Annotated in this window: 23 protein-coding genes; 8 read left to right on the top strand and 15 right to left on the bottom strand. The window is 64.3% G+C overall.

Annotated features, from left to right (window positions below; translation table 11 throughout):
* Position 1 precedes the first annotated feature (1 nt).
* Positions 2–1,651 (bottom strand): energy-dependent translational throttle protein EttA, encoded by a 1,650-nt coding sequence (ettA, locus tag XI08_RS41225; protein WP_271578829.1) that lies wholly within the window; start codon positions 1,649–1,651, stop codon positions 2–4.
* Between the two features lie 235 nt (positions 1,652–1,886).
* Between ettA and XI08_RS41220 the strand changes: the two genes are divergently transcribed.
* Together XI08_RS41220 and XI08_RS41215 are read left to right on the top strand one after the other, a co-directional pair.
* A complete protein-coding gene (locus XI08_RS41220) occupies positions 1,887–2,102 on the top strand; it encodes a hypothetical protein (protein WP_027548310.1) in 216 nt (71 codons plus the stop codon).
* Between the two features lie 134 nt (positions 2,103–2,236).
* Complete coding sequence (locus tag XI08_RS41215) at positions 2,237–3,199, top strand: D-2-hydroxyacid dehydrogenase family protein (protein WP_271578828.1); 963 nt, start codon at positions 2,237–2,239, stop codon at positions 3,197–3,199.
* 59 nt (positions 3,200–3,258) lie between these two features.
* Here the strand turns inward: XI08_RS41215 and XI08_RS41210 are convergent, their stop codons facing one another.
* On the bottom strand, positions 3,259–4,455 hold the full coding sequence (locus XI08_RS41210) for a L,D-transpeptidase (RefSeq protein ID WP_049823928.1): 1,197 nt from the start codon (positions 4,453–4,455) through the stop codon (positions 3,259–3,261).
* Positions 4,456–4,822: 367 nt separating this feature from the next.
* Here XI08_RS41210 and XI08_RS41205 point away from each other — a divergent pair, with 367 nt between their 5' ends.
* Complete coding sequence (locus XI08_RS41205) at positions 4,823–5,590, top strand: hypothetical protein (protein ID WP_271578878.1); 768 nt, start codon at positions 4,823–4,825, stop codon at positions 5,588–5,590.
* A 2-nt stretch (positions 5,591–5,592) separates the two neighbouring features.
* Here the strand turns inward: XI08_RS41205 and sseA are convergent, their stop codons facing one another.
* The 3 genes from sseA to XI08_RS41190 form a co-directional block, all read right to left on the bottom strand.
* Positions 5,593–6,450: a 3-mercaptopyruvate sulfurtransferase gene (sseA, locus tag XI08_RS41200; protein WP_271578827.1), complete on the bottom strand. Its 858-nt coding sequence runs from the start codon at positions 6,448–6,450 to the stop codon at positions 5,593–5,595.
* Between the two features lie 140 nt (positions 6,451–6,590).
* The gene (locus XI08_RS41195) at positions 6,591–7,004 is read right to left on the bottom strand and encodes a rhodanese-like domain-containing protein (protein ID WP_271578826.1); all 414 of its coding nucleotides are present in this window, start codon (positions 7,002–7,004) and stop codon (positions 6,591–6,593) included.
* 132 nt (positions 7,005–7,136) lie between these two features.
* A complete protein-coding gene (locus XI08_RS41190; protein ID WP_027548316.1) occupies positions 7,137–8,312 on the bottom strand; it encodes a vWA domain-containing protein in 1,176 nt (391 codons plus the stop codon).
* Positions 8,313–8,435: 123 nt separating this feature from the next.
* On the opposite strand from XI08_RS41190, the gene XI08_RS41185 reads away from it, so the two are divergent.
* Together XI08_RS41185 and XI08_RS41180 are read left to right on the top strand one after the other, a co-directional pair.
* Complete coding sequence (locus XI08_RS41185) at positions 8,436–8,681, top strand: GlsB/YeaQ/YmgE family stress response membrane protein (protein WP_027548317.1); 246 nt, start codon at positions 8,436–8,438, stop codon at positions 8,679–8,681.
* A gap of 93 nt (positions 8,682–8,774) precedes the next feature.
* Positions 8,775–9,617: an AAA family ATPase gene (locus XI08_RS41180; protein WP_028152332.1), complete on the top strand. Its 843-nt coding sequence runs from the start codon at positions 8,775–8,777 to the stop codon at positions 9,615–9,617.
* A gap of 1,130 nt (positions 9,618–10,747) precedes the next feature.
* Here the strand turns inward: XI08_RS41180 and XI08_RS41175 are convergent.
* The 5 genes from XI08_RS41175 to XI08_RS41155 form a co-directional block, all read right to left on the bottom strand.
* The gene (locus XI08_RS41175) at positions 10,748–11,518 is read right to left on the bottom strand and encodes an outer membrane protein (RefSeq protein ID WP_271578825.1); all 771 of its coding nucleotides are present in this window, start codon (positions 11,516–11,518) and stop codon (positions 10,748–10,750) included.
* A gap of 300 nt (positions 11,519–11,818) precedes the next feature.
* The gene (locus XI08_RS41170; RefSeq protein ID WP_271578824.1) at positions 11,819–13,465 is read right to left on the bottom strand and encodes a GMC family oxidoreductase; all 1,647 of its coding nucleotides are present in this window, start codon (positions 13,463–13,465) and stop codon (positions 11,819–11,821) included.
* Between the two features lie 14 nt (positions 13,466–13,479).
* Positions 13,480–14,073 (bottom strand): GNAT family N-acetyltransferase, encoded by a 594-nt coding sequence (locus tag XI08_RS41165; protein ID WP_271578877.1) that lies wholly within the window; start codon positions 14,071–14,073, stop codon positions 13,480–13,482.
* Positions 14,074–14,191: 118 nt separating this feature from the next.
* Positions 14,192–15,118, bottom strand: a complete 927-nt coding sequence (locus XI08_RS41160; protein WP_271578823.1) for an SMP-30/gluconolactonase/LRE family protein — start codon at positions 15,116–15,118, stop codon at positions 14,192–14,194.
* 137 nt (positions 15,119–15,255) lie between these two features.
* A complete protein-coding gene (locus tag XI08_RS41155) occupies positions 15,256–16,089 on the bottom strand; it encodes an AraC family transcriptional regulator (protein ID WP_271578822.1) in 834 nt (277 codons plus the stop codon).
* Positions 16,090–16,272: 183 nt separating this feature from the next.
* Between XI08_RS41155 and XI08_RS41150 the strand changes: the two genes are divergently transcribed.
* Positions 16,273–17,376 (top strand): mandelate racemase/muconate lactonizing enzyme family protein, encoded by a 1,104-nt coding sequence (locus tag XI08_RS41150; protein WP_271578821.1) that lies wholly within the window; start codon positions 16,273–16,275, stop codon positions 17,374–17,376.
* A 9-nt stretch (positions 17,377–17,385) separates the two neighbouring features.
* On the opposite strand, the gene XI08_RS41145 is transcribed toward XI08_RS41150, so the two are convergent.
* Positions 17,386–17,742: a hypothetical protein gene (locus XI08_RS41145; RefSeq protein WP_271578820.1), complete on the bottom strand. Its 357-nt coding sequence runs from the start codon at positions 17,740–17,742 to the stop codon at positions 17,386–17,388.
* Positions 17,743–17,926: 184 nt separating this feature from the next.
* On the opposite strand from XI08_RS41145, the gene XI08_RS41140 reads away from it, so the two are divergent.
* A complete protein-coding gene (locus XI08_RS41140; RefSeq protein ID WP_027547310.1) occupies positions 17,927–18,151 on the top strand; it encodes a hypothetical protein in 225 nt (74 codons plus the stop codon).
* Positions 18,152–18,431: 280 nt separating this feature from the next.
* Here XI08_RS41140 and XI08_RS41135 read toward each other — a convergent pair whose 3' ends face one another.
* Positions 18,432–19,088 (bottom strand): glutathione S-transferase family protein, encoded by a 657-nt coding sequence (locus XI08_RS41135; protein WP_271578819.1) that lies wholly within the window; start codon positions 19,086–19,088, stop codon positions 18,432–18,434.
* Between the two features lie 181 nt (positions 19,089–19,269).
* Here XI08_RS41135 and XI08_RS41130 point away from each other — a divergent pair, with 181 nt between their 5' ends.
* Positions 19,270–20,493 (top strand): polyhydroxyalkanoate depolymerase, encoded by a 1,224-nt coding sequence (locus XI08_RS41130; RefSeq protein WP_271578818.1) that lies wholly within the window; start codon positions 19,270–19,272, stop codon positions 20,491–20,493.
* 31 nt (positions 20,494–20,524) lie between these two features.
* On the opposite strand, the gene XI08_RS41125 is transcribed toward XI08_RS41130, so the two are convergent.
* From XI08_RS41125 to XI08_RS41115, 3 genes are all read right to left on the bottom strand, one after another.
* Positions 20,525–22,429 carry a diguanylate cyclase domain-containing protein gene (locus XI08_RS41125; protein ID WP_271578817.1) on the bottom strand — a complete coding sequence of 635 codons (1,905 nt, stop codon included), beginning with the start codon at positions 22,427–22,429 and terminating at the stop codon, positions 20,525–20,527.
* A 169-nt stretch (positions 22,430–22,598) separates the two neighbouring features.
* Entirely contained in the window at positions 22,599–24,791 is a 2,193-nt protein-coding gene (locus XI08_RS41120; protein ID WP_271578816.1) for a glycosyltransferase, read from the bottom strand.
* A 12-nt stretch (positions 24,792–24,803) separates the two neighbouring features.
* Positions 24,804–26,084: an HlyD family efflux transporter periplasmic adaptor subunit gene (locus XI08_RS41115; protein WP_271578815.1), complete on the bottom strand. Its 1,281-nt coding sequence runs from the start codon at positions 26,082–26,084 to the stop codon at positions 24,804–24,806.
* Positions 26,085–26,294: the final 210 nt, after the last annotated feature.

Below are 26,294 nucleotides of genomic sequence, written 5' to 3'. Positions count from 1 at the left end.
ATCACCGCGTCAGCTTCTTGTACTTCACACGGTGCGGAATGACGCTGTCCTGGCCGAGCCGGCGCATCTTGTCCTTCTCGTAGTCCTGGAAGTTGCCTTCGAACCATTCGACATGGCTGTCGCCTTCGAAGGCCAGGATGTGCGTCGCGATGCGGTCGAGGAACCAGCGGTCATGGCTGATGATGACGGCGCAGCCGGCAAAATCTTCCAGCGCTTCTTCGAGCGCGCGCAGCGTGTCGACGTCGAGATCGTTGGTCGGTTCGTCGAGCAGCAGGACGTTGGCGCCGGACTTCAGCATCTTGGCGAGATGCACACGGTTGCGCTCACCGCCCGAGAGTGCACCGACCTTCTTCTGCTGGTCGGCCCCCTTGAAGTTAAACGACGAGCAATAGCCGCGCGAGTTCACTTCCTTCTTGCCGAGCAGGATCAGCTCGTTGCCGCCGGAAATCTCCTCCCACACGTTCTTGTTGCCGTCGAGCGCGTCGCGCGACTGGTCGACGTAGCCGAGATGCACGGTCTCGCCGACCGTGATGGTGCCGTTGTCCGGCGATTCCTGCTTGGTGATCATCTTGAACAGCGTGGTCTTGCCGGCGCCGTTGGCGCCGATCACGCCGACGATGCCGCCGGGCGGCAGCTTGAAGGTAAGATCGTCGATCAAGAGGCGATCGCCATAGCCTTTGCTGAGGCCTTCGAAGTCGACGACGTTGGCACCGAGCCGCTCGGCGACGGGGATGATGATCTGCGCGGTCTGGGTCTGCTTTTCGCTCGCCTGCTTGAGCAGCTCCTCGTAGCGTTGATAGCGCGCCTTTGACTTGGCCTGGCGCGCCTTCGGCGAGGACGCGACCCATTCCTGCTCGCGGGCGATCGTCTTCTGATGCGCGGCGTCCTCGCGGCCTTCCTGCTCGAGCCGCTTCTGCTTCTGCACCAGCCAGGACGAGTAGTTGCCCTCGTAGGGAATGCCCTTGCCGCGGTCGAGTTCGAGAATCCAGCTCGTGACGTTGTCGAGGAAGTAGCGGTCGTGGGTGACGATCAGGATCGCGCCGGGATAGTTGCGCAGATGACCTTCGAGCCACGACACCGACTCGGCGTCGAGGTGGTTGGTCGGTTCGTCGAGCAGCAACAAGTCGGGCTGGTCGAGCAGCAGTTTGCACAGCGCGACGCGGCGGCGCTCACCGCCCGAGAGTTTTGTCACATCGGCATCGTCGGGCGGGCAGCGTAGCGCGTCCATCGCCTGGTCGACCTTGCTGTCGAGATCCCAGAGGCCCTGGGCCTCGATCTCGTCCTGCAGCTTGGTCATCTCGTCGGCGGTTTCTTCCGAATAGTTCATCGCCAGCTCGTTGTAGCGATCGAGGATGGCCTTCTGCTTGGCGACACCCAGCATGACGTTCTCGCGCGCCGAGAGCGTCGGGTCGAGATGCGGTTCCTGCTCGAGATAGCCGACGCGGGCGCCCTGGGCGACCCAGGCCTCGCCGTTATACTCCTTGTCGAGGCCGGCCATGATCTTGAGCAGCGTCGACTTGCCCGAGCCGTTGACGCCGAGCACACCGATCTTGGCGTCCGGGTAGAACGACAGATGAATGTTATCGAGCACCTTCCGGGTCGGGTAGCTCTTGGTCAGGCCCTGCATGAAATAGATGAACTGGCGCGCCATCGGTCCCGTGAAACCTTCATTTGAGGAAATTTGCTTGCCGCCGATGTAACGATCCCGCCCCCAAAGGGCAACGTTTTCCCTCCGTTCACCACGGATGAATACGGATTGGACACCATCCGGCCGCCGATCCGGACAATTGAAACCATTTTTTAATAAAGTGGGCCAAAGCTCGTCATGGCGCCGAAAAAGACGCCACCCGCGGCAGAAGCGGCGGGGAGAACAGCGAGGCCACATCATGGCTCTGATCGAGACCACCTCCATCGCCGTTCCGGCACGAGCCGGTAACGCTTCCGGACTCGTCACGGAGATCAAGGGCTTCTGGAAGCGCTTCTTCGCCACGGCTTTCAATCCTTACCGCCCCGAGCTGCACTACATGCGTGGTCCCGGCCCCGCCTGGCGCGCCAAGCACGGCATGGATACGCCGTTCCGCCTCAAGCCCCGCGACCTCTGAACCCCTTCTCTCCTATCGGATTTTTGAACACGTCAGCTGCTTGCGCGCGGGCGTGATTGCGCGCAACCATGGCCCGGTTCCGACGATGGCGCTCCCCGCCTGGCGCCGTCACCTCTCGCCATGGATGAACGCTGATGACGCGGCTGCGCTGTGCAATTCTCGACGACTATTTCAACCTCGCCCTCGACGTCGCCGACTGGCAGAAATTGTCCGACCGCATCGACGTCACCGTGTTCAGCCATCCCTTTGTCTCGGAGCAGGCCGCCGCGAGCGCGCTGGCCGATTTCCAGATCGTCTCCGCGATGCGCGAGCGCACGGCGTTCCCCAAGAGCCTGTTCGCGTCGCTGCCGAAGCTGAAGCTGCTTTTGACCTCCGGCATGCGCAACGCCTCGATCGATATGGAGGCTGCGAAGGCGCAAGGCGTTGCCATCGGCGGCACGCAATACTCCCGCGATCCGACCGCGCCGCTGACGATGGGCCTGATCCTCGAACTGACCCGCGGCATCGGCCGGGAAAACGCGCGCATGCATGCGGGCGAGCCCTGGCAGACCTTTGCCGGTGTCGAGATCGAGGGGCTGACGCTCGGCATCGTCGGGCTCGGCAAGCTCGGCAGCAAGATGGCGGGCATTGCGAAAGCATTCGGCATGAACGTGATCGCCTGGAGCCCGAACCTCACGCCGGAGAAGTGCAAGGAGGCCGGCGTCGGCTACGCCACCAAGGAGGAGCTGTTTGCCAAGGCCGACATCGTCACCATCCATGTGGTGCTGAGCGACCGCTCGCGCGGACTGGTCGGCGCTGCGGACCTCGCGCGAATGAAGCCGACGGCCTTCCTCGTCAACACCGCGCGCGGGCCGATCGTGGACGAGGCGGCGCTGCTGGAGGCCTTGCAGCAGAGGAAGATCGCCGGCGCCGGCTTGGATGTGTTCTCGGTCGAGCCGCTGCCGGTCGACCATCCCTTCCGCAAGCTCGACAACCTCGTGCTGACGCCGCATCTCGGCTACGCGACCGAGGACGGATTGCGTATCCACTATGACCAGATGGTCGAGGCGATCGACGCCTGGACCAAAGGCGGCGAGCTGCCGCGGAAGCTGGCCTGAAACGAAGAAGGGCGCGCCGACGGCACGCCCTTCTGCAAATCAAACTTGTCTCGAAGCGCTCAGCGCACGGTGACCGGCGCGGGCAGCGGCGGCACCACGGTCGGCTGCGTCCCCGGGACGGGACCGGCCTGGGCAGACATTGGAGCCGGCGCACCGGGCGTCGGCGCGGCCGAGGCAGTCGCCGTACCCGGCGCCGGACCGCCCGGCATCACCACCACGCGGGTGCCGACCTTGACCCGGTCGAACAGGTCGGAGACGTCCTCGTTCAGCATGCCGATGCAGCCGGAGGAGACGAACTTGCCGATCGTCGAGGGCTGGTTGGTGCCGTGGATGCGGTAGACGGTCGAGCCGAGATACATGGCGCGGGCGCCGAGCGGATTGCCCGGGCCGCCGGCCATGAAGCGCGGCAGGTAGGGCTGGCGCTCGATCATCTCGGTCGGCGGATGCCAATCCGGCCACTCGGCCTTGCGGGTGATCTTCTGCACGCCGGTCCAGGTGAAGCCGTCGCGGCCGACGCGAACGCCGTAGCGGATCGCACGGCCATTGCCGAGCACGTAATAGAGGTAGGTGTTCGGGGTATCGACGATGAGCGTTCCGGCCGGCTCCTTGGTCGCCAGCGAGACTTCCTGACGGCGCAGGTTCTGCGGCAATTGCGCCGGGGCGGCGTCGGGCTGCTCCTCGGGCGGCAGCGAAGCGATCGACATCGGCCGGCCATCGGCACCAAGGGCGGGCTGCTGCGAGACCGCTCCGGTCGCGGCCGGGCCACCGACGGCCTCCGGCGGACGCAGGCCGTCGCTGCCGGGCGCCTGCGCCGGACGGTCGGCATAGATCACCGCGGGCGGACCGGCGGGGCGGCCATAGCGAGGATCGTCGGGCGACATCACCGGACCCTGCGGCGGCGCAGCCGAGTAGACGGGGGCGCCGGCGGGACGGCCATAACGAGGATCATCCGGCGACATCACCGGTCCCTGCGGCGGGGCGGCCGAATACACCGGAGGACCAGCGGGGCGGCCATAGCGGGGATCGTTGGGCGACATCGGACCGCCCGGGCCGGGCGGCGGCAGCGATGCCTGCGGCAGCCCGTCGTCGTCATCTTCCAGCGCGTCGAAATTCGGCGTGCGGTCGCCGGGGCGATATTCGGCCGGAGCGCCATAGCTCGGCGCCTGCTGAACCGGATAGCTCTGGGCCTGTGCGAGCGAAGTTCCCGCCGCAGCGACTGTTGCGGCAGCGCATATCGTCAGAAAATGTTTGATCATCATCGCTCTTGTATAGTCCCCAAGCCCTATCGGACCGCTAACGGCCAGATGACCGAAAATAGCGGCACATTCAAGACATTGCAGGCTCATTTGCGCCGGATTTGCCGATTTGTGATCCGCAGGACTACCGTTGCTCCGTTGCATCACGGGGGCGGAAATCGCATCGCGCCGTGGATTGCCGGAGTCATCGCCCCGATTTTAAGGGAACGGCGCGGAGGCGTTGCGATATGTTCGAATCAGCCTGATTCGCCGCCGCTTCGAGCTCCGATTCCGCGTGGCGAACGCGGCAACCAGTACCGTCACCGCGTTCAGATGGCTCATTGGCCCTGGCCACCTCGCCGCCGGGGCGGAAATTCGCAATCCCTCGATGCTTCCCGGCTTTCGCTTCCTGCTTGCCGCGATCCTGCTGTCAACCTCCATCCTGGTGTTCGGCCTGGGCGCCGCCGCGCTGCTGCGCGCGAGCCACGAGCAGTATGTCAGCAACCCCTCCTGGCGGAACGGCCCGCAGGAGCAGGTGTTTGCGCAGGCGTCCGAGCCGGCCCAGCCGGTGCTCGCGGCCTTGCGCGCGGAGCCGGAGCCGGCCGAGCCCGCGGCGCCGTCGCTGCGCGACCAGGTCCCGACCATCGCCCTGCCGGCGAGCGAGCCCGAGCAGGTCGCGGCGGTGACGAGCGAGGCTGACGCTCAGCCCCAGGTCGTTGCACCGTCGGCCGATACCTCGGCCGCCGAACCGGCCAAGGCCGAGTCGACGACGGAAGCCACGGCACCAGCCCCCACCGACACGCTCACCCCGGCCGACACCACGGCATCGATCCCCGAGGCCAAGCCTGCCCCGACCGCCAGCGCGCCGGCACCGGCTGACCCCAGCTCGGCCCAGGCATCCTCGGCGCTCGATGTCGCCGCGGCCAAAGTGGCCGCGCTGAACGATCCCGCGACGACGGCCTGGAAGGATCCGCCGGCGAAGGCCAAGGCGGACGGCAGCGTCCCGGACAGCAAGGCGACCAAGCCGCGGGCGAAGGCGAAGAAGCGGCACCGCGTCGTGCGGCACCTGCCGCCTCAGCAGCTGCAGCAGTCGCTTGATCCGTTCGGGCGACCGCAGCAGACCTTCGCGACGACAACCACGCGCCCGCGCCAGTAAGTTCACGCAGGCCCGGTCGCGACCGGCGGGCCGCCGGCCTGACCCCATTCCGACCATGAGCCGTCATAGAGCGCGGTGTCGGCGATCCCCAAGCGATAGAGCGCGAGCGTCAGCACGCCGGCCGACACGCCGGAGCCGCAGCTCGTGACGATCGGCGCATCGAGCTTGACACCGGCGCCGGTGAAGGCGGCGCGCAGATCATCGAGCGGCTTCATCGTGCCGGTCGCGGCATCGAACAGCTGATTGTACGGCACGTTGCGGGCGCCTGGGATGTGGCCGGAGCGGATGCCCGCGCGAGGCTCGGGCGCGCGGCCCTCGAAACGGTCGGCGGCACGCGCGTCGATCACCTGCTCGGCACGGCTTTCCAAATTGGCGACGAGTTGCTGCATGCTGCGCACGCGCTTGGCGTCGTAGCTCGCCTTGAACGTCGCAGGCTTCGGCTTCACCTCGCCGCTCTCGACGGTGCGCCCCTCGGCGCGCCATTTCTTCAGGCCGCCATTGAGAATGCGCACATTGCCGTGGCCGAAAGCCAGGAACATCCACCATGCGCGCGGCGCCGCAACCCAGCCGCCGGCGTCGTACAGGACGACGGTGTCGGCATTGGAGATGCCGAGATTGCCGACGTCACGGCCGAACTGCTCGGCACTCGGATACATGTGCGGCAACGGATTGGAATGGTCCGACACCGCATCGACGTCGAAGAACACCGCGCCGGGCAGATGCGCAGCGAGATAGTCGTCCTTCGGCAGCGGCAGCACGCCCGGCAGCTTGAAGCTGGCGTCAAGCACCCTGACGTTGGCGTCGTTGATATGGTCGGCGAGCCATTCGGTGGAGACGAGGGGGTCGGTGGCGGTGGTCATCAGTGCATTTCCTTTTCGTCATTCCGGGGCGCGCGCAGCGCGAACCCGGAATCCATTGGGCCGCAGCGTTGGTGGATGAATGGATTCCGGGCTCGCGACTTTGTCGCGCCCCGGAATGACGGATGAGAGCGCGAAGCCCCTCACCCCTTCTTCTTCGGCTCCCACTGCTCCGTCGGGCCGCCGGCGTCGCGCCAGGCGGCGTAGCCGCCGGCGATGTGGGCGACGGGCTTGAGGCCCATGTCCTGCGCGGTCTTCGCCGCGAGCGCGGAGCGCAGGCCGCCGGCGCAGTGGAAGACGAACTTCTTGTCTTCCTGGAACACCGGCTTTGCATACGGGCTCTGCGGATCGATCCAGAATTCCAGCATGCCGCGGGTGCAGGCGAAGGCACCGGGGATGCAGCCGTCGCGCTCGATCTCGCGGGGGTCGCGGATATCGACGATGACGACATCGCCGTTCTTCGAGATTTCGATGGCGTCCTTGGCGGTGAGCGTCTCGATCTCGGCATTGGCCTCGTCGATCAGCGCCTTGATACCGCGGGTGATGGTCTGGGGCATGTGGTTCTCCCTCTTCTTCTCCGTCGTTCCGGGGCGATGCGAAGCATCGAACCCGGAACCTCGATCGTCACACTCCATCTCGAGATTCCGGATCGGCCGCTTTGCGGCCGTCCGGAATGACGGTGGATAGCGCTAGTGCGTCAATTCCTTCATCGCACCTTCGAGACCTTCGATGGTGATCGGGTACATCCGGTTGGCGAAGATGCGTTTGATGATGGTGGTGGATTCCGAATAGTCCCAGTGCTTCTGCGCGACCGGATTCAGCCACACCGAATGCGGATAGGTGCGGATGATGCGGTCGAGCCAGACCGAGCCCGGCTCCTCGTTGACGTGCTCGACCGAACCGCCCGGCACCATGATCTCGTAAGGCGACATCGAGGCGTCGCCGACGAACACGACTTTGTAGTCGTGCGGGTATTTGTGCAGCACGTCCCAGGTCGGCGTGCGGTCGGTGAAGCGGCGCTTGTTCTGCTTCCACACGCCCTCATAGAGGCAGTTGTGGAAGTAGAAATACTCCATGTGCTTGAACTCGCTCTTCGCCGCCGAGAACAGCTCCTCGACCTGCTCGATATGCGCGTCCATCGAGCCGCCGATGTCGAAGAACACCAGCAGCTTCACCGCATTGCGCCGCTCGGGCCGCATGTGCACGTCGAGATAGCCGTGATTGGCGGTCTCGCGGATGGTGGTGTCGAGATCGAGCTCGTCAGGCGCGCCGGTGCGCGCGAACTTGCGGAGGCGCCGCAGCGCCACCTTGATGTTGCGGATACCGAGCTCGACATTGCCGTCGAGATCCTTGAACTCGCGCTTGTCCCACACCTTCACGGCGCGGTTGTTGCGGTTCTTCTCCTGGCCGATGCGGACGCCTTCGGGATTGTAGCCATAGGCGCCGAACGGCGAGGTGCCGGCCGTGCCGATCCACTTCGAGCCGCCCTGGTGCCGCCCCTTCTGCTCCTCGAGGCGCTTCTTCAGGGTCTCCATGAGCTTGTCCCAGCCCATGGCCTCGATCTGCTTCTTCTCTTCCTCGGTGAGGTATTTCTCGGCGAGCTTCTTCAGCCACTCCTCGGGGATCTCGGCCTTGTCCATGGCCTCGAGCAGGCTCTCCAGGCCCTTGAACACGGTACCGAAGACGCGGTCGAACTTGTCGAGATTGCGCTCGTCCTTCACCAGCGAGGCGCGCGACAGGTAGTAGAAATTCTCGACCGTGTAGTCCGCAAGGTCGGCGTCGAGCGCCTCCATCAGCGTGAGGTATTCGCGCAGCGTCACGGGGACCTGCGCATCGCGCAGAGAAGTGAAGAATTGCAGGAACATGAGTGACAGATTGCCCGTCGGGGGACGAACGTCAAGGGGCGGAGGCCGCGGCCGGGCGCTGGACCGGGAGGCTTTTTGCTCTAGAATTGACCACCTCACGGGGTTGTTTTGGGGACGTTTGCAATGGGAATTCTCGCAGCACTCATCATCGGCGCGATCGCCGGCTGGCTTGCCGGCAAGATTGTCCACGGGGCGGGATTTGGGCTGATCGGCAACATCGTCGTCGGCATCATCGGCGCACTGGTAGCGGGCTGGGTGCTGCCTCAGCTGCACATCCAGCTCGCGACCGGCACTGTCGGCGCGATCGTGGACGCCACGATCGGCGCGGTGATTGTGCTCGTCATCCTTTCGCTGATAAAACGGGTCTGAAAGCCTGACCGAACCAGGAACGGCCGCCATGAGCGGCCGTTCCGTTTGTTGGACCAGCACCATGCCTGGGACGACGACCAACAAGGACGCGCGATGAAATTTACCGGCACCAAGGACTATGTTGCGACCGACGATCTCAAGGTCGCCGTCAATGCCTCGATCGTGCTGGAGCGCCCACTCCTCATCAAGGGCGAGCCCGGCACCGGCAAGACGGTGCTGGCCGAGGAAGTGGCGAAGGCGCTGAACGCGCCGCTTCTGACCTGGCACATCAAGTCCACCACCAAGGCGCAGCAGGGCCTCTACGAATACGACGCGGTGTCGCGCCTGCGCGACAGCCAACTCGGCGATGCGCGGGTGTCCGACATCAGGAACTACATCAAGCGCGGCAAGCTGTGGGAAGCCTTCACCGCCGAACAGCGCCCGGTGCTGCTGATCGACGAGATCGACAAGGCCGACATCGAATTCCCGAACGACCTCTTGCTCGAGCTCGACCGCATGGAATTCCATGTCTACGAGACCGGCGAGACGATCAAGGCCAAGCAGCGCCCGATCATGATGATCACCTCCAACAACGAGAAGGAGCTGCCGGACGCTTTTCTCCGCCGCTGTTTCTTCCATTACATCAAGTTCCCCGACGCCGACACCATGGGCCGGATCGTCGACGTCCACTTCCCCGGCATCAAGAAGCGCCTCGTGGAAGAAGCACTGCGCATCTTCTTCGAGGTGCGCGAGGTGCCCGGCCTGAAGAAGAAGCCGTCCACCTCGGAGCTTCTGGACTGGCTGAAGCTGCTGCTCAACGAAGACATGAGCGTCGAGCAGCTGCGCGAGCGCGACCCCCGCAAGCTGATCCCGCCGCTGCACGGCGCGCTGCTCAAGAACGAGCAGGACGTGCATCTGTTCGAGCGGCTGGCGTTCCTGAGCCGGCGGGAAGTGTAGGCGCGAGTTCGCTTGCGATAGCGCTCAGCTGCTCCCCCAACCACCGCCGTCATTCCCCGCGAAAGCGGGGAATCCAGTACGCCGCAGCTTCTCGGTTCAATCATAACCGTCTCTGGAATACTGGATCGCCCGGTCAAGCCGGGCGATGACACCGAGAGTATGGCGCACGCTTCCTCCACCATCGTCATTGCGAGCGCAGCGAAGCAATCCAGAATCCCTCTACGGAAAGACTCTGGATTGCTTCGCTGCGCTCGCAATGACGGAGAACGAGGTATGGGCTGGTTCTCCAGATGAGCTGTCATTCCCCGCGAAAGCGGGGAATCCAGTACGCCGCAGCCTCTCGGCTCCATCACAACCGCCTCTGGAATACTGGATCGCCCGGTCAAGCCGGGCGATGACAGCGAGTGTGTGGTCGCAGACACGCCTTCACATCCTCGCGGCGCATGTCGCCCGAGCTTTGCTCTCTCCATCGCCCTCTAGGGAAAGAGGGCGCAGGGAAGGCCGGGTGCCGGCTGGCACCCGCGGTCCGCCGTGCGAAAGCACACGCAGAAAACTGCACAGCGGCATACAGGTGAAGCCCAACACACGGCCTTCCCTGCGCAGTGGTTGGACGGCTTATGCCGTGCTCTCCCGGGAGCCGAACTTTCCTTCTGGCCTCCCTCGCCCCGCGAATTGACGATGCCGTCTGCCCGGTTGGGCTCGCGCGCATCTTCGCGAAGGCTTGACCGTAGCAACGACGGCCAGGACCACACGGTTTTGCCGTACGCGTTCAGCGCCGTCCGCCTACACGTGGCCGCGGACTCACAGGGACTACCCGCCCTGCCCACACCTCCCGTGCCGACGCTGCCGCGTCCACCGCAACCCGGCCCGCGTTTCGAACGACTCGCGAACCGCCCCTCTTCGTCGGGCCGGGCTGTTTCGATGTATGCCGCAATTCCGAATTTCGGTAAAGTGGAATATTTTCGTGCGAAGGGGTTGACGAGCGGCGGGATGTTTTGCCCGACGGGCCACGTAGCCCGGATGGAGCGCGGCGCAATCCGGGGAAGTCGTGCAAACCGAGCGTAACGAAACCCACCTCGCCCGCGCGACGTTGGACCAGTTCAGTTCGACGCTTCCCGTTCGAGCGAAGATCAGTACTTCGCGACGAGCGGGCCGCCCCAGCGGTAGTTCACGCGAACCAGGCCGATGTCGACGTCCTGGCCAATACGGGCGGTTCCCGCAAAAGCGCCGGCCACGAGACCAAAGATCCCGGTGAAACGGAAGTCCACGTCGCGATGATCCATGAACAGGTGATCGTATTCAACACCGACCGACCAGTTCGGAGCGAAGCCAAATTCGAGACCGGCCCCGACCGCGCCACCCCAGCGGGTTTCACTCGCAGTGTTGATCGTCAGCCCGGTCGGAATATCGAAAGCACGGTATTTGTCGCTGACGACTGCGGCGCCACCCTTCACATAGAGCAGCACGTTATTCCAGGCATAGCCGACCTGGCCCGTGAACAGGCCGAACGCATCGATCTTTGATTCATCCTGGATGCCCGCGAAGACGGAATTGGCATTGGCCCCCTTGAAATCGGCCCAGTTGCCCTGTGCCTCCACGCCGAACACCCAGCCCGCCGTCTGCCAGCGGTAGCCGATCTGACCGCCGGCCGTGCCCCCTGTCGCATCGTGGCACCCCATGGAAACGGCCGGAGCGACGACCGCGCCACCGAGATTGATCAGATCCCAGCACTTGCGGGCGGAGCCGCCGCCACCATTGATGCCGATGTAGAAGCCGCTCCAGTCGTAGAACGGAACCGTTGGAGGGGGCGCTTTGGTGTACGGCCGCGCCGCCAGATCAGCGGCCGAGGCAGGAGCGACGAGCGCGAGGAGGGCAACCGTGCCCAGCAAGATCTTCTTCATTGTGTCGACCCCGAATCGAAATCTACTGCGGAGCCCCCACATGCAACCTATCATTGCTTTCTGAAACTTATGTCACCTTAGCGCAACACTGGAGACCAAAGAGTCCATCAATCTGAAGTTGAATACCGGGAACGGCGTGCGGGCGGATGCGATCATCCCGGTCTGGATGAGAGGATAAGCAGAGCGTAGGACGGATTAGCCGAAGGCGTAATCCGCCACTGTGTGCCGGCAGAAGCGGTGGGTTACGCCAACGGCTGCGCTTTGCGCAGCCGCTGGCTAACCCACCCTACGAAGTCTACCTCACGCCACCGCCGCATCCGGCACGCGCGCGGCTTCCATCGGCTGCTTGCCGCGGATGAGGTCCGAGGCGCGATCGGCGATCATCATCGTGGAGGCGTTGAGGTTCGCCGAGATCATGCGCGGCATTGCGGAAGCATCGATCACGCGCAGGCCCTCCAATCCGTGGACGCGGAGCTGGTCGTCGACCACGGCCCAGGTCGAATCCGCCGGGCCCATGCGGCAGGTGCAGCCGGGGTGGAAGGTGGTGGTGCCGCGCTCGGTGGCGGCGGCGAGGAATTCGTCGTCGGTGTTGATGTTCGGACCGGGGAAATCCTCGTAGGCGTAATAGGGCGACAGCGGCGCGGACTTCAAGAGGCGCCGCGCGAGCTTCATGCCGCCGACGATGACGCGGCGGTCGAGCTCGGCGTCGAGATAGTTGGTCTGGATGATCGGCGGCGCGAACGGATCGGCCGAGCGGATGCGGACATAGCCGCGGCTCTCGGGGCGCTGCTGCCAGGAGGCCACGGTCATGCCGGGCTCGTCCTCGAGCTGGCCCTGCACGCCTTCCTTGTAGCTTGCGGGGGTGAAGGTGAGCTGCAGGTCGGAACTCTCGGCGCTCTCGCCGGAATGCCAGAAGCAATAGACCATGGTCGGCGACAGCGAGAGCAGGCCGCGGCGCGCGGTCGCCCATTTCAGCGCCTCGATCCACAGCGAGAGGCCGCGGCGGAGTTCGTTGATGGTCTTGATGTCTTTGACGCGCGCCACCGTGCGTGGGGCATAATGGTCTTGCAGGCCCTCGCCAACCGGCAGCGCGTGACGCACCTGGATGCCGTGAGCGCCAAGCAAATCGGGCGAGCCGATTCCGGAGAGCTGGAGCAGCTGCGGCGAGTTATACGTGCCGCCGGAAAGGATCACTTCCTTGTTGGCGCGCACTTCCACCGGCGTGCCGCCGCGGCCGCCCCTGGTGTAGCGCACGCCGACGGCGCGCTTGCCCTCGAAGATGATCTCGGTCGCGTGCGCGTGGGTGTGCACATGCACGTTCGGCCGCTTCATCGCGGGCTTCAGGAACGCGGTCGAGCCCGAGACGCGCAGGCCGTTGTTGATGGTGCGCTGGCAGTAGGAGACGCCTTCCTGCTTCGCACCGTTGTAGTCGGGGTTACGCGGGATGCCGAGCGAGACCGCGCCCTCCATGAAGGCTTCGCAGAGCGGATCGCGCCAGTCCATGGTGGTGACGATGAGGTTGCCGTCGCGTCCGCGATAGGTGTCCTCGCCCTCACCGACCCGCTTCTCCAGCCGCTTGAAGTAAGGCAGCACGTCGGCATAGCCCCAGCCGCGATTGCCCATCTGCGCCCAGGTGTCGAAATCCATGCGCTGGCCGCGATTGTAGATGTGGCCGTTGATCGAGGACGAGCCGCCGAGCGTCTTGCCGCGCGGCGCGTAGATGCTGCGCCCGCCGGTCCAGGGCCCCGGCTCCTGCTGGTAGGCCCAGTTGATGCTCTTCATGTGGAAGGTCTTGATGAAGCCCGCCGGCAGATGGATGTACGGATGCCAGTCGCTCGGGCCCGCCTCGAGCACGCAGACGCTAACGTTTGGATCTTCGCTCAGCCGGCTGGTCAGCACGCAGCCGGCCGAGCCCGCGCCGACGATCACATAATCAAATCTGTCCATGGTGCCTCGGCCGCTCAGCGCGGCTTGTCGTTGAGTTGATAATTCAAATGCGTCTGCACGGTCGGCCATTCGGCGGCGGTGATGCTGTAGACCACGGTGTCGCGCAGCGTGCCGTTCGGCGCGACCTGGTGGCTGCGCAGAATGCCGTCCTGCTTGGCGCCGAGGCGCTCGATGGCGCGGCGGCTCTGGTGGTTGAAGAAGTGCGTGCGGAATTCGACCGCGATGCAGTTCAGCGTCTCGAAGGCGTGCCGGAGCAGCAGCAGCTTGCACTGCGTGTTGAGCGGCCCGCGCTGCGCGCTCTTGCCATACCAGGTCGAGCCGATCTCGACGCGGCGATTGGCGGCATCGATGTTCATGTAGGTCGTCATGCCGACGATGTTGCCGCCGGCATCGAACACGGTGAACGGCAGCATCGAGCCTGCGGCCTGAAGCCCGAGGCGGCGGTCGATCTCCTTGCCCATGTTCTCGGGCAGGGGAATCGCGGTGTACCAGAGTTTTGAGAGCTCGCCGTCCTTCACGGCCTCGGTCAGCCCCTCGATATGCTGACGCGACAGCGGCTCGAGACGGGCGTGCTGTCCACGCAGGGTGATGGGATCAGGCCAGGGCATTGTATCGTTCCTCATGATTGTCATTCCGGGGCGGCTCGAAGAGCCGAACCCGGAATTCGAGATCGCGGGTTCTATGCTCCGCATAGCCCCGGGATGACAATCGCGTTTTACGCGATTGTCACTTATTCAGAAAATTCAACGGCAAACCGCCGCGCGGCCAGTCCATGGCGATCAGCTCGCCCTTGCCTGACAGCGTGATGTAGGCGGTCTTCAGCCCGGGGCCGCCGAAGGCGATGTTGGTGGTGACGCGGTCGCCGGTCGGAACCTGCTCGACCAGGGTGCCGTCCGGCGCGATCACCGAGATGCAGCCGGAGACGAGGGTGGCGACGCAGACATTGCCGTTCGCCTCCACCGCGAGCGAGTCGAACATCTGGTAGCCGCCGAGGCCGCAGATCGGGTTGCCCCGCTCGCCGCGGTAGATCGGCTCGCGCGGCTTGAGCGTGCCGGGGGCGGAGAGCTCATAGGCCCAGAGCCGCCCCGTCGGCGTTTCCGCGATGTAGACCGTGTTTTCGTCCGGCGACAGCCCAATGCCGTTGGCCGGCAGCACGCCGTGCACGACCTCCACGATCTCGGTCATGCCGGGCTTGAGGTAGTACATGCCGCCGACGTCCATCTCGCGCGCGCGGCGCTTGCCGAGATCGGAGAACCAGAGGCCGCCGTGCCTGTCGAACACCAGATCGTTCGGGCCGCGCAGATCGTGCTCGCCGCATTTGGTCACGACGGTCTCGACCTTGCCCGATTGCAGATCGACGCGCTGGATCGAGCCGCCGAGATAGCCGTCCGGCTGCGGGCCCGGCATGATCATCTTGCCGGTCGGGATCCAGGAGAAGCCGCCATTGTTGCAGATGTAGATCTTGCCGTCGGGGCCGAGGGCGGCGCCATTCGGCCCGCCCGGCACCTCGGCGACGATCTCCTTGCGGCCGTCGGGATGGATCCGGGTCAGGCGCTGGCCGCGGATCTCCACCAGCACCACCGAGCCGTCCGGCATCACGACCGGCCCTTCGGGAAATTCGAGGTCGGTGGCGAGAACGCGGACGTCAGCCATTTCGAGACCCTCCCGGCTGCTTGTTATGGCTTGCACGGGATGTCCGGCACGGGCCTCCACACGCAAGATTTGCCCGTGGTTATGACAAAGTCACCGGGGCTTGCCAAGCAAGCGGGACGGTATGCCAGCGTTGCGTGTTACTCCCGCACTGGTATCCAAATCTCGAAGCCGCCATTGCCGGTCGCGGGATCGAACTTCTCGTCGTAGCGCTCGAAGTTCGGCGCGTCCGCGGCCTTCAGGCCGGAGGCGGGCAGCCATTGATTCCAGATCGTGTTGATGGTGCGCCGGATCGAGGCGACGTGGTCGGTGTGGGTGAACACCGCATAGCGCTGCTCGGGGATGCGGATGCGGCCGAAGCGGCGCGGCAGGTCGGAATAATCGCCGACCTCGACACCGGCGATGTAGTCGAAATTGCCGGCATCGTCGCCGTTGCAGCAGACGCCATAGGCGACGTTGCCGACACGCGCCGGAATGTCGGCGACCTCCTGGTTGAAGCGGTGCCACATCCCCGGGATGATGGCGCCGTTGTCGCAGGAGATGCGTTCACTGATGCCGGCGACGAGGAAGGCCTTTGCGGTCTCGAAACGCGGCGGGGCGAGCGTGTCTGACAGGGTGGAGTCCATGAGGATCGGCTCCTGAAGCTTGAGATGGCCGGTGCACGTCGCGGCCCGCACCGCTTCGGGCGTGGTGCCAAACTGGTCGCGGAACGCGCGGGTGAATGCTTCGTGCGAGCCGTAATCCGCCTCCAGCGCCAGCGACAGAATGTCCGGCGCGCCGTTCGCAAGGCTGCGCGCCGCCTCGGTCAGCCGCCGCGCGCGCACGTAGCGCATCACCGGCAGGCCGATGGCTGCGGCAAACGCACGCACGATGTGGAACCGCGACACGCCCGATACCGCAGCGATCTCGTCGAGCGTCATCGGCTCGGCCAGATGGCTCTCGATATACCAGAGCGCGCGCTGGGCTGGATTCATGGTGGTTCGGGTCCTCGTTCGAAGCGCGGCCATGATGCACGGAACGCCGCGGGCTTCGCTTGATCGGCGTTGCGGTCCCGCAAGAGGATAACGCCGGAACAGCCACTGGCAACGCCCGGGCGTTCATGGCTACACTCGGGACGTCCTTGAAACCGCTCACAAGAAAGCAGGAGGAACCGCGCCATGAAGATCACCGATGTGCGGGCGCACCATATCCGCATCCCCTATGATGCCGGTATCGCGAGCTTCCGCCAGGGCGCCTCCGCCATCACCGCGCTGGACATGGTGATCGTCGAGGTCACGACCGACGCCGGGCTGACCGGCTGGGGCGATGCCTTCGCCTATGTCTGTCCTCGCACCACGCGCAGCGCCGTCGAGGAGATGATCGCACCGCAGGCCCGCGGCCTGGAGGTTCCCGATGCCGCCGGCATTCCCGCGGTGATGGAGCAGATCCAGCGCAATCTGCATCTGTTCGGCCGCTATGGCATCACCATGTTCGCGATATCAGGGCTCGACATCGCGCTGTGGGATCTCGCCGCCAAGATCGAGGGCGTGCCGCTGTACCGCCTGCTCGGCGAGACCAGGCGCCCGGCCATTCCGGCCTATGCGAGCCTGTTGCGGATCGGCTCGCCCGACAACATCGCGGCCGAATGCAGGAAGGCGCTCGCGCTCGGCTATGGCGCCATCAAGCTGCACGAGACCACGGCGCCGGCGGTCTTTGCTGCGCGCGAGGCGATCGGCCCGGGCATTCCGCTGATGGTGGACATGAACTGCCCGCTGTCAGGCGAGCAGGCGATCGCGTTCGCCGGGACATGCGCTGACGCGCAGCCGATGTTCCTGGAGGAGCCGGTCTGGCCACCGGAGGATTTTGCAGCGCTCGCCGAGGTCCGCCGCAAGGGCGGGCTCGGCGTCGCCGCCGGCGAGAACGCCTGCACGGAATATCAATTCCGCCAGATGATGAATGCGGGCGCGGTGAGCCATGCCCAGCCGTCGGTGACCAAGGTCGGCGGCATCACGGAATTTCTGAAGGTCGCGGCGCTCGCAGATGGGCTCGGCGTCAAGATCGTCCCGCATTCCCCGTATTTCGGTCCCGGCCTGCTGGCGACCCTGCATCTGTTGGCCGTGCGCGACGACGGGTTCGTCGAGATGTTTTACCTGAAGCGTGAAGCCTGCCTCTGGGGCGGCCGCGCCGATGTCGATGCCACCGGCCATGTCGCGGTGCCGACTGGAGCTGGGCTCGGCTATGAGCCCGACCGCGGCGTGATGGAGCGATATCGCGTCGCGTGAGCGCGGCGCCTATTTCGACGCGTCCTTGGCCGGCGGCGCGTCCTGCTTCTTCTTCGCGTCCTCCGCGATCTTCGTCTGCGCGGCCTGGAGATCGCCGAGCGACTTCTGCAAGCCGGCGAGGCTCGTCTTCAACGCGTCGATCTGGCGATTGGCGGCATCCAGCTTCTGCTGGTGATCGAGGTTGAGCTTGGTGATCGTCTTCTGGAGGAAATCGACGTTGCTCTGGAGACAGCTCGTGCGCCGCTCCATGGTCTTCTCGACGGTGCAGATCTCGATGCCGGGCACGTCCTGCGCGCGGAGCGGCGCGGTCGCCAGCGTGGCGAGCAGCAACATCACGACACAAACGCCGGCGCTTCGAAACGGCATGCAGGTTCCTCGTCAAATCGATCACGGCAATGTGCGCTTTTTGCGCACAGCCGCCGAAGGCTACCACACTCGTACCGCATTCTCGCGTTGAGCTTGGCTCGTTCCCTCGGGACAGGGAGCATTGAACCGCACGCGGAAGAATTGGGCGCTCTTTCCGCGGCTTTGATTAGGGGAGATTTTTGGAATGGCAACGCGCGATAGACGTCTGGCGGAGTTCGACGGCGCTGGAGAACCGCCACCTGGCTTGCCGGTCGAAGTGCTGTGCGAGGATCACAGCGGAACGTATCAACTGCCGTTCGCCTGCCGCTATGTCGAGGGACGCTGGCAGAACCACGAGGCCGGCATCGCGGTCGAAGCGACCGTGATCGGCTGGCGCCTGCCACGCCTGAAGCACTCCGGCGTCGCCTGACGGCGGCTTTTGTTCCAAAATGCAACGGGGCCGCGCTCCGTCTTAACCTTCGGAACGCGGTTCGAACGAATCGCGTCCGAATCAGCCGAATGGCCTTGTCCACGCCTGTTCACGGCTAGATGTCGATGCGGGTCTGTTCTCGCGCACAATATCTGCGAGACCTGCGGGCGGGCTCGGGCGTCGAGCCGGCGCCAAAGGTTAACGGTGGACGAGGCGTGGCTCGCACCACGGCCCCAGACGGTCCCCGCCCCCGAAACAGGCAGGGCCGAGCCGGCCCTGCCTAATATTCGACCTCGAGCTCTTCGATCTCGGCCGGCTCTTCCTTCGCCGCCGCGATCCATTCCTTCATCTCGGGCATCGCCATGATGGTATCGGCGTAGGCCTTCAGAAGCGGCTCGAGCTTGACGTCATAGGTCACGAAGCGCGTCACCACGGGCGCGTACATCGCATCCGCCATGGTGCGCCTCTCACCGAACAGGAACGGGCCGCCCGATTTCTCCAGGCAGTCGCGCCAGATGAACCAGACGCGGTCGATGTCGGCCTGCGCACGCGACCAGATCTTGAAGCCGGGGAAATGCCCCTTCAGATTGACCGGCAGCGAGGCGCGCAGCGTGGTGAAGCCGGAATGGATTTCGCCGCAGATCGAGCGGCAATGGGCGCGCTGGACTCGGTCATCCGGCAGCAAGCCGGCATCCGGCATCACCTCGTTGAGATATTCGGCGATCGCCAGCGTGTCCCAGACGGTGGCGCCATCGTGGCGCAGGCACGGCACCAGGATCGACGACGACAGCAAGAGAATTTCGGCGCGCGCGGAGGCGTCGTCGGGCGCGGTCACGATCTCCTCGAAATCGAGCCCGGAAAATTTCGTCAGCAGCCAGCCACGCAGCGACCAGGACGAGTAGTTCTTGCTGCTGATGGTCAGTGTCGCCTTCGCCATATGGCCCCTTCCCTCACGCCTGAGACGGGCACCCCGCCCGGCCCGCTGGCGTGCCCACTACCTGTGCTTCCGATGTGTACACCTCGCTTGAAGAGCAAGCGATGTGCCAGTTTTCCAGGCGATTCGACTCAGGTTTGGCTTCGATATTGCATGGCACCATGGAACAGGTGGGCGCTTCAGTATGATGTCGATGTATTATCAAGCCTTTCAGAACCAGATGGACCTGACGGCGCCGTGGCGGGCGGGCGCCTCGTCTGCGCTCAGATTCCTCAACCTGGTGCCGCAGGGCGTGTCGGTCCAGGTCGTCGGCCGGCTCTCGGCGGCGCTGGAGCTGATCTCGCGCTCCACCCTCACCTACCATCGCCCGGCCTACGGCATCGACAGCATCATGGTGGGCAATCGCGAGGTCGCCGTCACCGAGGAGATCGCCTACGCGACCCCGTTCGGCTCGCTGCTGCACTTCAAGAAGCAGGACGTTCCCGAGCAGCCGCGCATGCTGCTGGTGGCGCCGATGTCCGGCCATTTCGCGACGCTGCTGCGCGGCACCGTGAAGACGCTGCTCCAGGACCACGACGTCTACATCACCGACTGGCACAATCCGCGCGACATTCCCCGCAGCGAAGGCCGCTTCGGGCTCGACGACTACACCGATCACCTCATCGACTTCCTCGGCCAGCTCGGCCCGCGCCCGCATATGGTGGCGATCTGCCAGCCGTCGGTCTCGGCGCTCGCGGCCGCCGCCGTCATGTGCGAGGGCAACCACCCTTCCCGGCCGGCGACGCTGACGCTGATGGCAGGCCCGATCGACACGCGGATCCAGCCGACCAGGGTCAACGAGTTCGCCAAGAGCAGACCGATCGACTGGTTCGAGCAGAACCTGATCAACTACGTGCCGGTGCAGTGCCGGGGCGCGCTGCGCAAAGTGTATCCCGGCTTCGTCCAGCTCACCGCCTTCGTCTCGATGAACCTCGAGCGGCACATCAAGCAGCACATGGACCTCGCCAACCACATCGCCAAGGGCGAGAAGGAGAAGGCGGCGACCATCAAGACCTTCTACGACGAATATTTCGCGGTGATGGATCTGCCCGCGGAATTCTACATCGAGACGGTGCGCGACGTATTCCAGGAGCATCTGCTGCCGCAGGGCAAGCTGATGCATCGGGGACGGCCGGTGAACACCAAGGCCGTCAGCCGCATGGGGCTGATGACGGTCGAGGGCGAGAAGGACGACATCTGCTCGATCGGCCAGACGCTCGCCGCGCAAGACCTCTGCACCGGCGTGCGCGCCTATCGCCGCGTCCACCACATGCAGGCCGGCGTCGGCCATTACGGCGTGTTCTCCGGCAAGCGCTGGAACAACGAGATCTATCCGCTGCTGCGCGATTTCGTGCACGTCAATTCGTGAGGCGCACGCCGCGGCGCGCCAGGGCTGCTCTTCAAGCCCGTATCGAGCCGGGCCACGCGACGACTTGCCCTGACATCACAACGCGGTTGCGTCCGCTCTCCTTGGCGGCGTAGAGCGCCTTATCCGCAGCCGCAATCAACGACGCGCAATCCGCCTTGTCGCCGAACGACACATGTGTGGCGCCGCCAATACTGAGGGTGACCTGCCTGGATGGCGGGTTGAGCGCGTGCAGGATGCCGAGGTCCTGAATCGCTTGCCGGATTCGCTCGCCGACCTGCTCGCACCCCACCATGTCGGTATTTGGTAGCAGCAAGGTGAATTCCTCGCCACCATACCTGGCGGCGACGTCTGCCGGCCGTCTGGCCTGCTCCGCCAGGACCCCGGCGACCGAGCGGAGACATGCATCGCCCGCCTGATGCCCGTACTGATCGTTGAAACTCTTGAAATGATCGACGTCCATCAGCAACAGTGACAGAGGCGTTCCTTCGCGCCTGGCCCGGTCCCATTCCGCCTCTAGCCGCTCGTCGAAGTGTCTGCGGTTTGCCAAGGCCGTCAGGCCATCCGAACTGGCGAGAGCCGCCAGTCTATCCTCCAGATCCTTACGTTCGGTCATGTCGCGCGAGATCGCCACCACGCCGTTGATGTCTCCGCTCTGCACACTCCTGGCGACGCGCAGCGCGGTTTCGATCCAGACCTCGCCCTTCTCGCGATGCCGAGCGCGATAAGTGATTCTAGCCTCTTCGGCTTCGCCGTTCCCCAACGCGGAGATCGTTTGCTCGACCCGGGCCAGGTCCGCGGGATTGATGCCGGCGAAGGCCGACGTATCCACCAACTGGTTCGGAGCCCAGCCGAGAACTCGCGCGCTGGACGGCGACGCATAGAGGATCCGTCCATCGACCGCTATGCGCATGACCATGTCTCCCGACTGCTCCGCGAGGAGGCGAAAATCCGCCTCCTTGGCGACCAGGGCGGCTGCCATCTTTTGCCGCAGGTGCAACTGGCGCACCAGGAAGAGCCCCGCAACAGCGAGCCCTCCTATCAGTCCCAGCACCGCAGCCATGCGCGTCAGCGCCGCTCTGCGCCAGGGGGCCAAGACGTCGTCTTCCGATTCCGTCGCAACCACGAGAACAGGGTACCGACTGCTCAGCTGATAAAAGCTCAGACGCCGAACGCCGTCGAGAGGCGACGTGAAGTAGTAGACGTCCGCAGCCGGCCGCTCGCGGATTATTTTGAAAAGCGGAGCACTCGACAGGTCGCGGCCCGTATAGCCGTTGTCCGGGCTACGCGCGAGGATAACGCCTTTCGCGGTCGCCAGTGCAATCGAACCGTTCTGGCCAACGTCGAACCCGCGATAGAACTGTAGAAAATAGTCGACATCGATCGTCGTAAGAGCCACTCCGGCAAAACTGCCGTCAGGATGATTGAAGCGCCTTGAGGCGGTGATGATCCATTGCCCGCCCGACCTGCTCCTCACCGGAGACCCAATGAAGGTTCCACGGTCAGCCACGGCGCGATGATGCTGGAAATATTCTCGGTCGCTGTTGTTGAGACCGGCGAAATTCACAGGCTCGCTGGTTGCGAGCCAGCGGCCGGTCTCGTCATAGACGAACACGGCGCGGATCCGATTCGCGGCTTTGCGCCGGGAAAGAAAGGTCTGAATCTTGGCGATTGCCGCCGGGCTGGTTCCCTCAAGCTCGAGTTGGCCAACCAACACATTTAGAACGGTGTCCGCGAGCTCGAACGTGTCGTCCGCGTGTTGCGTCACCGACCGGGCCAGATTGGCCATGTCCGTTTCGGAGCCCTTCAGGACCGTCACTCGGGAGGACCACTCCCGCCAACCGCTGAGCACGACGATCGCCAAGCAGGCGACCGCCACGAATGCCGAGACCCAGAATGTGAGACGCCCTTGGCGAAGATCGCTGCGGTGATCGATCAACAGATGCTCCCTCCACCCTCAACCCGTAATGCCTTGGGCCAAGGGATGGTTGCTCGCTCCGGTTGAGGTTTTTGGCAGGGCACCGGAAGGAGACCGACGGCATCGATGAGCGGCCTGACCGTCGATCGATAGCCCGTGGACTGGTCGGACGTGAAGGACAACAAAGCAATCAGCTCAGCTTGACGGCCTTGAGCACTGTGCCGGCCACTCGGCCAAAGCCAGGTTCACTAAAACTCGTCGGATGCAGGCTTCGAACTCCGGCAAGATGTGCCAAGTCGTCGATCCGCGGTTGAGGCCGAATGACCAGGCTCTCTGCCGGCAGACGCTCGGTCGGCGAAAACGACGCGGGCTTCGCGCCGCGCGTAACAATGTGGGGCAACGGCGCGGCCATTGACCAGATGTTCTTAAGCATCGCCCTGTTCACCGAGCGCGCGATGACACCGTTCCCCCTCAGACGGGCGACGGTAAAGAGCTTGCGGATCAACAGGTCTCGTTCAAGCGACTGCGGCAAATGGAACTGCACCCCGACAAGCTGGCCTCTTTGTTGCACGACCGTCGCGTCGATCCAACCCACCTGCACGATGTGCACCCGTAGCGTTTCTCCAGCGCGAGGATAGTCAATGCCGGAGCCGAGCAGAACGCCGACGCCAGAGAGGGAGATGTTGCTCATACGCCCAGAAAGCCGCTCGCCGGACTCGGTTTGGATCAAGATTGATTCGTCGGTATCGAAACGCTCCTCGGTGCGTCCCATCCGCGCCTGCAGCGAGGTCATGCAGACGAAGAAAAGCACGACGATGTTCACGACCGACCAGAAGGCGACCATCGGTAGAGCCGCCGGATGATCGATGATCCGCCATTCCGGGATCGTGTTCAGGACCACACCGACGACCGTCAACGCCATCAGAACCGCCGACGGCCAGAATATCTCCGCGGCGTAGCTTGCGCGTCGCGCAGCAGCTCCCTTGGGCGTCACCTTGAACGCATGCCCCGTCGGCTTGACGAGAGTCTCGAGCACCGTCGGCAGGATCTTGAAGCTCTGGATAGTCGCCGACACCTGAGCGGCGAGCGGAAAGTGCTCGTGCGGCGCGAACCAGGAGATACCGCCGTTAAGCGCCAGGATCGCGGGGAACAAGTAATAGAAGACCGACTCAGGAGTGACGTCGACGACAGGCGCGAGGCCAGTCCACATGAACACGATCGGAACCACCACGACCGCGAGCGCCCGCAGGCCCATAGAGAGCCAATGCGCAGGAAAGAAGAGGAGCCGATGCATCAAGCCCAGTCCGGGTCCGAGCGGGCCTGCGGCGAGATACAGCGTCTGGATCGCGCCACGCGCCCAGCGTTGCCGCTGCACGAAAAAGGCGTCAAGGCTTTCCGGCGCCAGTCCAATCGCCAGCGGCTCGCGAAGATAGCGAGTGACGTATCCCTTGCGCAGCAGGACCAGCGTCAGCAGGATGTCTTCTGTGATCGACTGGGTCGGCAAGGCATCGCCCACCGCGCGGAGTGCTGCGCGACGCGTGACGGAGTTGGAACCACAACAAAAGGCACCATCCCAGCCGTCGCGCGCGGGCATGATGGAATCGAAGAAGAACCGTTGTTCGTCCGGCAGCCCCCTGTGCAAGCCGAGATTCGCCTGCATCGGGTCCTCATTGTAGAAGGTGTGCGGGATCTGAACGATTCCGATCTTTGGATCAGCGAAGAAACCCGTCGTGCGCATCAGGAAATTGCGCTGCGGCACGAAGTCCGCATCAAAGATCGCGAAGAACTCGCCGCTCGTCTTTGTCAGGGCATGATTGATATTTCCGGCCTTGGCATTCAAGTTGTCGGCGCGCGTGAGATAGCCGGCGCCCTTTTGCTTGCAGAGTTCCCTGAGCCAAGGCCTGCGACCATCATCCAAGACCCATACCTGGAAGTTTGGATAGTCTAGACACAGCGCGCCCGTAATCGTCTTTTCCAGCACCTCGATTGGCTCGTCATAGGTCGGAATAAAGACGTCGACCGAGGGCAGCTCGTCATCCGGCAGGCTGCGCAGCCGACGCTCGTGCTGATCTGCTTCGCTGCGGCGATCGGTCCTGCGAAGGAAAGTCAGATAGAGGATGAACTGATCTGTGAAGGTCAGAAGCTCGACGATCAGACAGAACCAGATCCAGCCGACCTGATACCAGGTCCCGCTTGCCGGCAGCACGGTGGCGAAAATACGCCATTCGAGATAGCGGGCGACCACAAGCCAAACCACGACAAAGACCGCGACGCGGGCCCAGAGGCGCGCGACTGGAAAGGTCGGCGCCAACAGGTACATCGCCGCAAAGATGCCCAGCATCGGCGCGAACAGCTGAGAGAGAGGCAGAGTCATGGCCTGCATGGAACATCTCGCTTACAGGGACGACTGGTCGAGCTCCAGGCGAGCGGTCAGCCATTTCAGCTTCGAGCTGACCAATCGTAGCAGGCCGTCGGCTCTGCGCTCGAAGCGCACCTCAGCCAACCGCCCGATATCGCAGGAGCCGTTGCGGTCGGCCAGCGTCTCATCGGACGGAAGCGATATCTCAACGGTAATGTTGCCCGGATCAGGCCGCGGCACCCGAGCCGCAAGCAGCCGATCATCGCCGTGCGCTGCCGATCCGCGGACCTGCCGGATCTGGCCGGTCTTCCATTCGCGGCTCCCAATCAGGCGGACGGTAGCCGCATCTCCGGCCTTGATCTTCTCGAAATCGCGCTCGGGGAGTTCAACAACGATAAACCGGCGTTCGCAATCCGCAAAATCGAAGACCGATTGCCCTTCCGTGACCATCGAGCCCGGGCTGGCCGCCACCGACCAGACTACATGAGCTGCCGGCAGGGACAGATTGTAGTGATCGAGACGATCAAGTCGAGTGCGTTCCTCTGCGATTTCCGCGGCCAGCTGCGCGGCACGTGAGCTGTTCTGCAACAGGTCTGTCTCGAGCTCCTGGCGGCGGAGGATAAGCCGCTCGCGCTGCTGCTGCGAATAGGGCACATCATTGGCATCGCCACGAAGATAGATGCCCTTCTCAGCCGCCCCCAACTCGGTCCTGAGGCGCTGCAGGCGTTCGTCGGCCATCTGGCACCGCGTTGCGGTTGCCTCTTGAGAAGCCTGGGCCTCACCGGAGCGGATCTGCGAACTGATGCCGAGCTTCACGAGCTTCTCCATCCGGCCCGCGACATCGTTCCGCTGCCGCGCCTCGGCGAGACAGCCGCCTTTTTCAACTTCCGTTTCGCCGATCTCGTGGCTCAGCCGCGCCACCATCCCCAAACGATAGTCTTCGCTGCGCTCGCGGAGCTTGCGATCGAGCTCGGCGATTTCCTCGAGTTGCCGACGTGCAAGCTCGGCGCGTTTGGTGGACATGGCAAGCTGCTGATCAAGGTCCATGAGGTGCCGGCGATCCGGCGAACGCGCCTCGACCAGCGGCACCACCCGGGTGCGCTGGAAATATTCACCCTTGCGTGGAAGATCTGACGAGAGCTGACCCGCCATTGGTGCAGTCACCCGCATGAGCTCGGCATTGACGTAGGCGGAGGGAGCGATCCGGTAGGTCACATACGGCAACAGGGCCCATCCGCTCAGAGCGATGATCCCGAGCGCCAGGGATCGGCGAACAATCCGGCTGCGAATGAAGCGTTCGACGTGCAAGCGAACCACGACTGGATCTCCAATGGGCTTTGGTCGCTGCGCCTGCCCAGCGAAGGCAAGCCAAATCCGCGCATGGCCCGGTGTTGGGATGACGTCTGCGCCTTGAGCAATCCGCCAACATTGCTGCTAGCCGAAATCAGGTTTCGTCACCGCAGCAAGGTCGCGTTCGCAACCAAGAGAAGCATATCTAGCTTTCACCACATTAGGTTAAGCTGTGTC

Source organism: Bradyrhizobium sp. CCBAU 11361 (genome assembly GCF_028128935.1).
Taxonomy (GTDB): Bacteria; Pseudomonadota; Alphaproteobacteria; order Rhizobiales; family Xanthobacteraceae; genus Bradyrhizobium; species Bradyrhizobium niftali.
The sequence above is the reverse complement of the archived record's forward strand: the minus strand, read 5'-3'. Positions and strand labels throughout refer to the sequence as shown.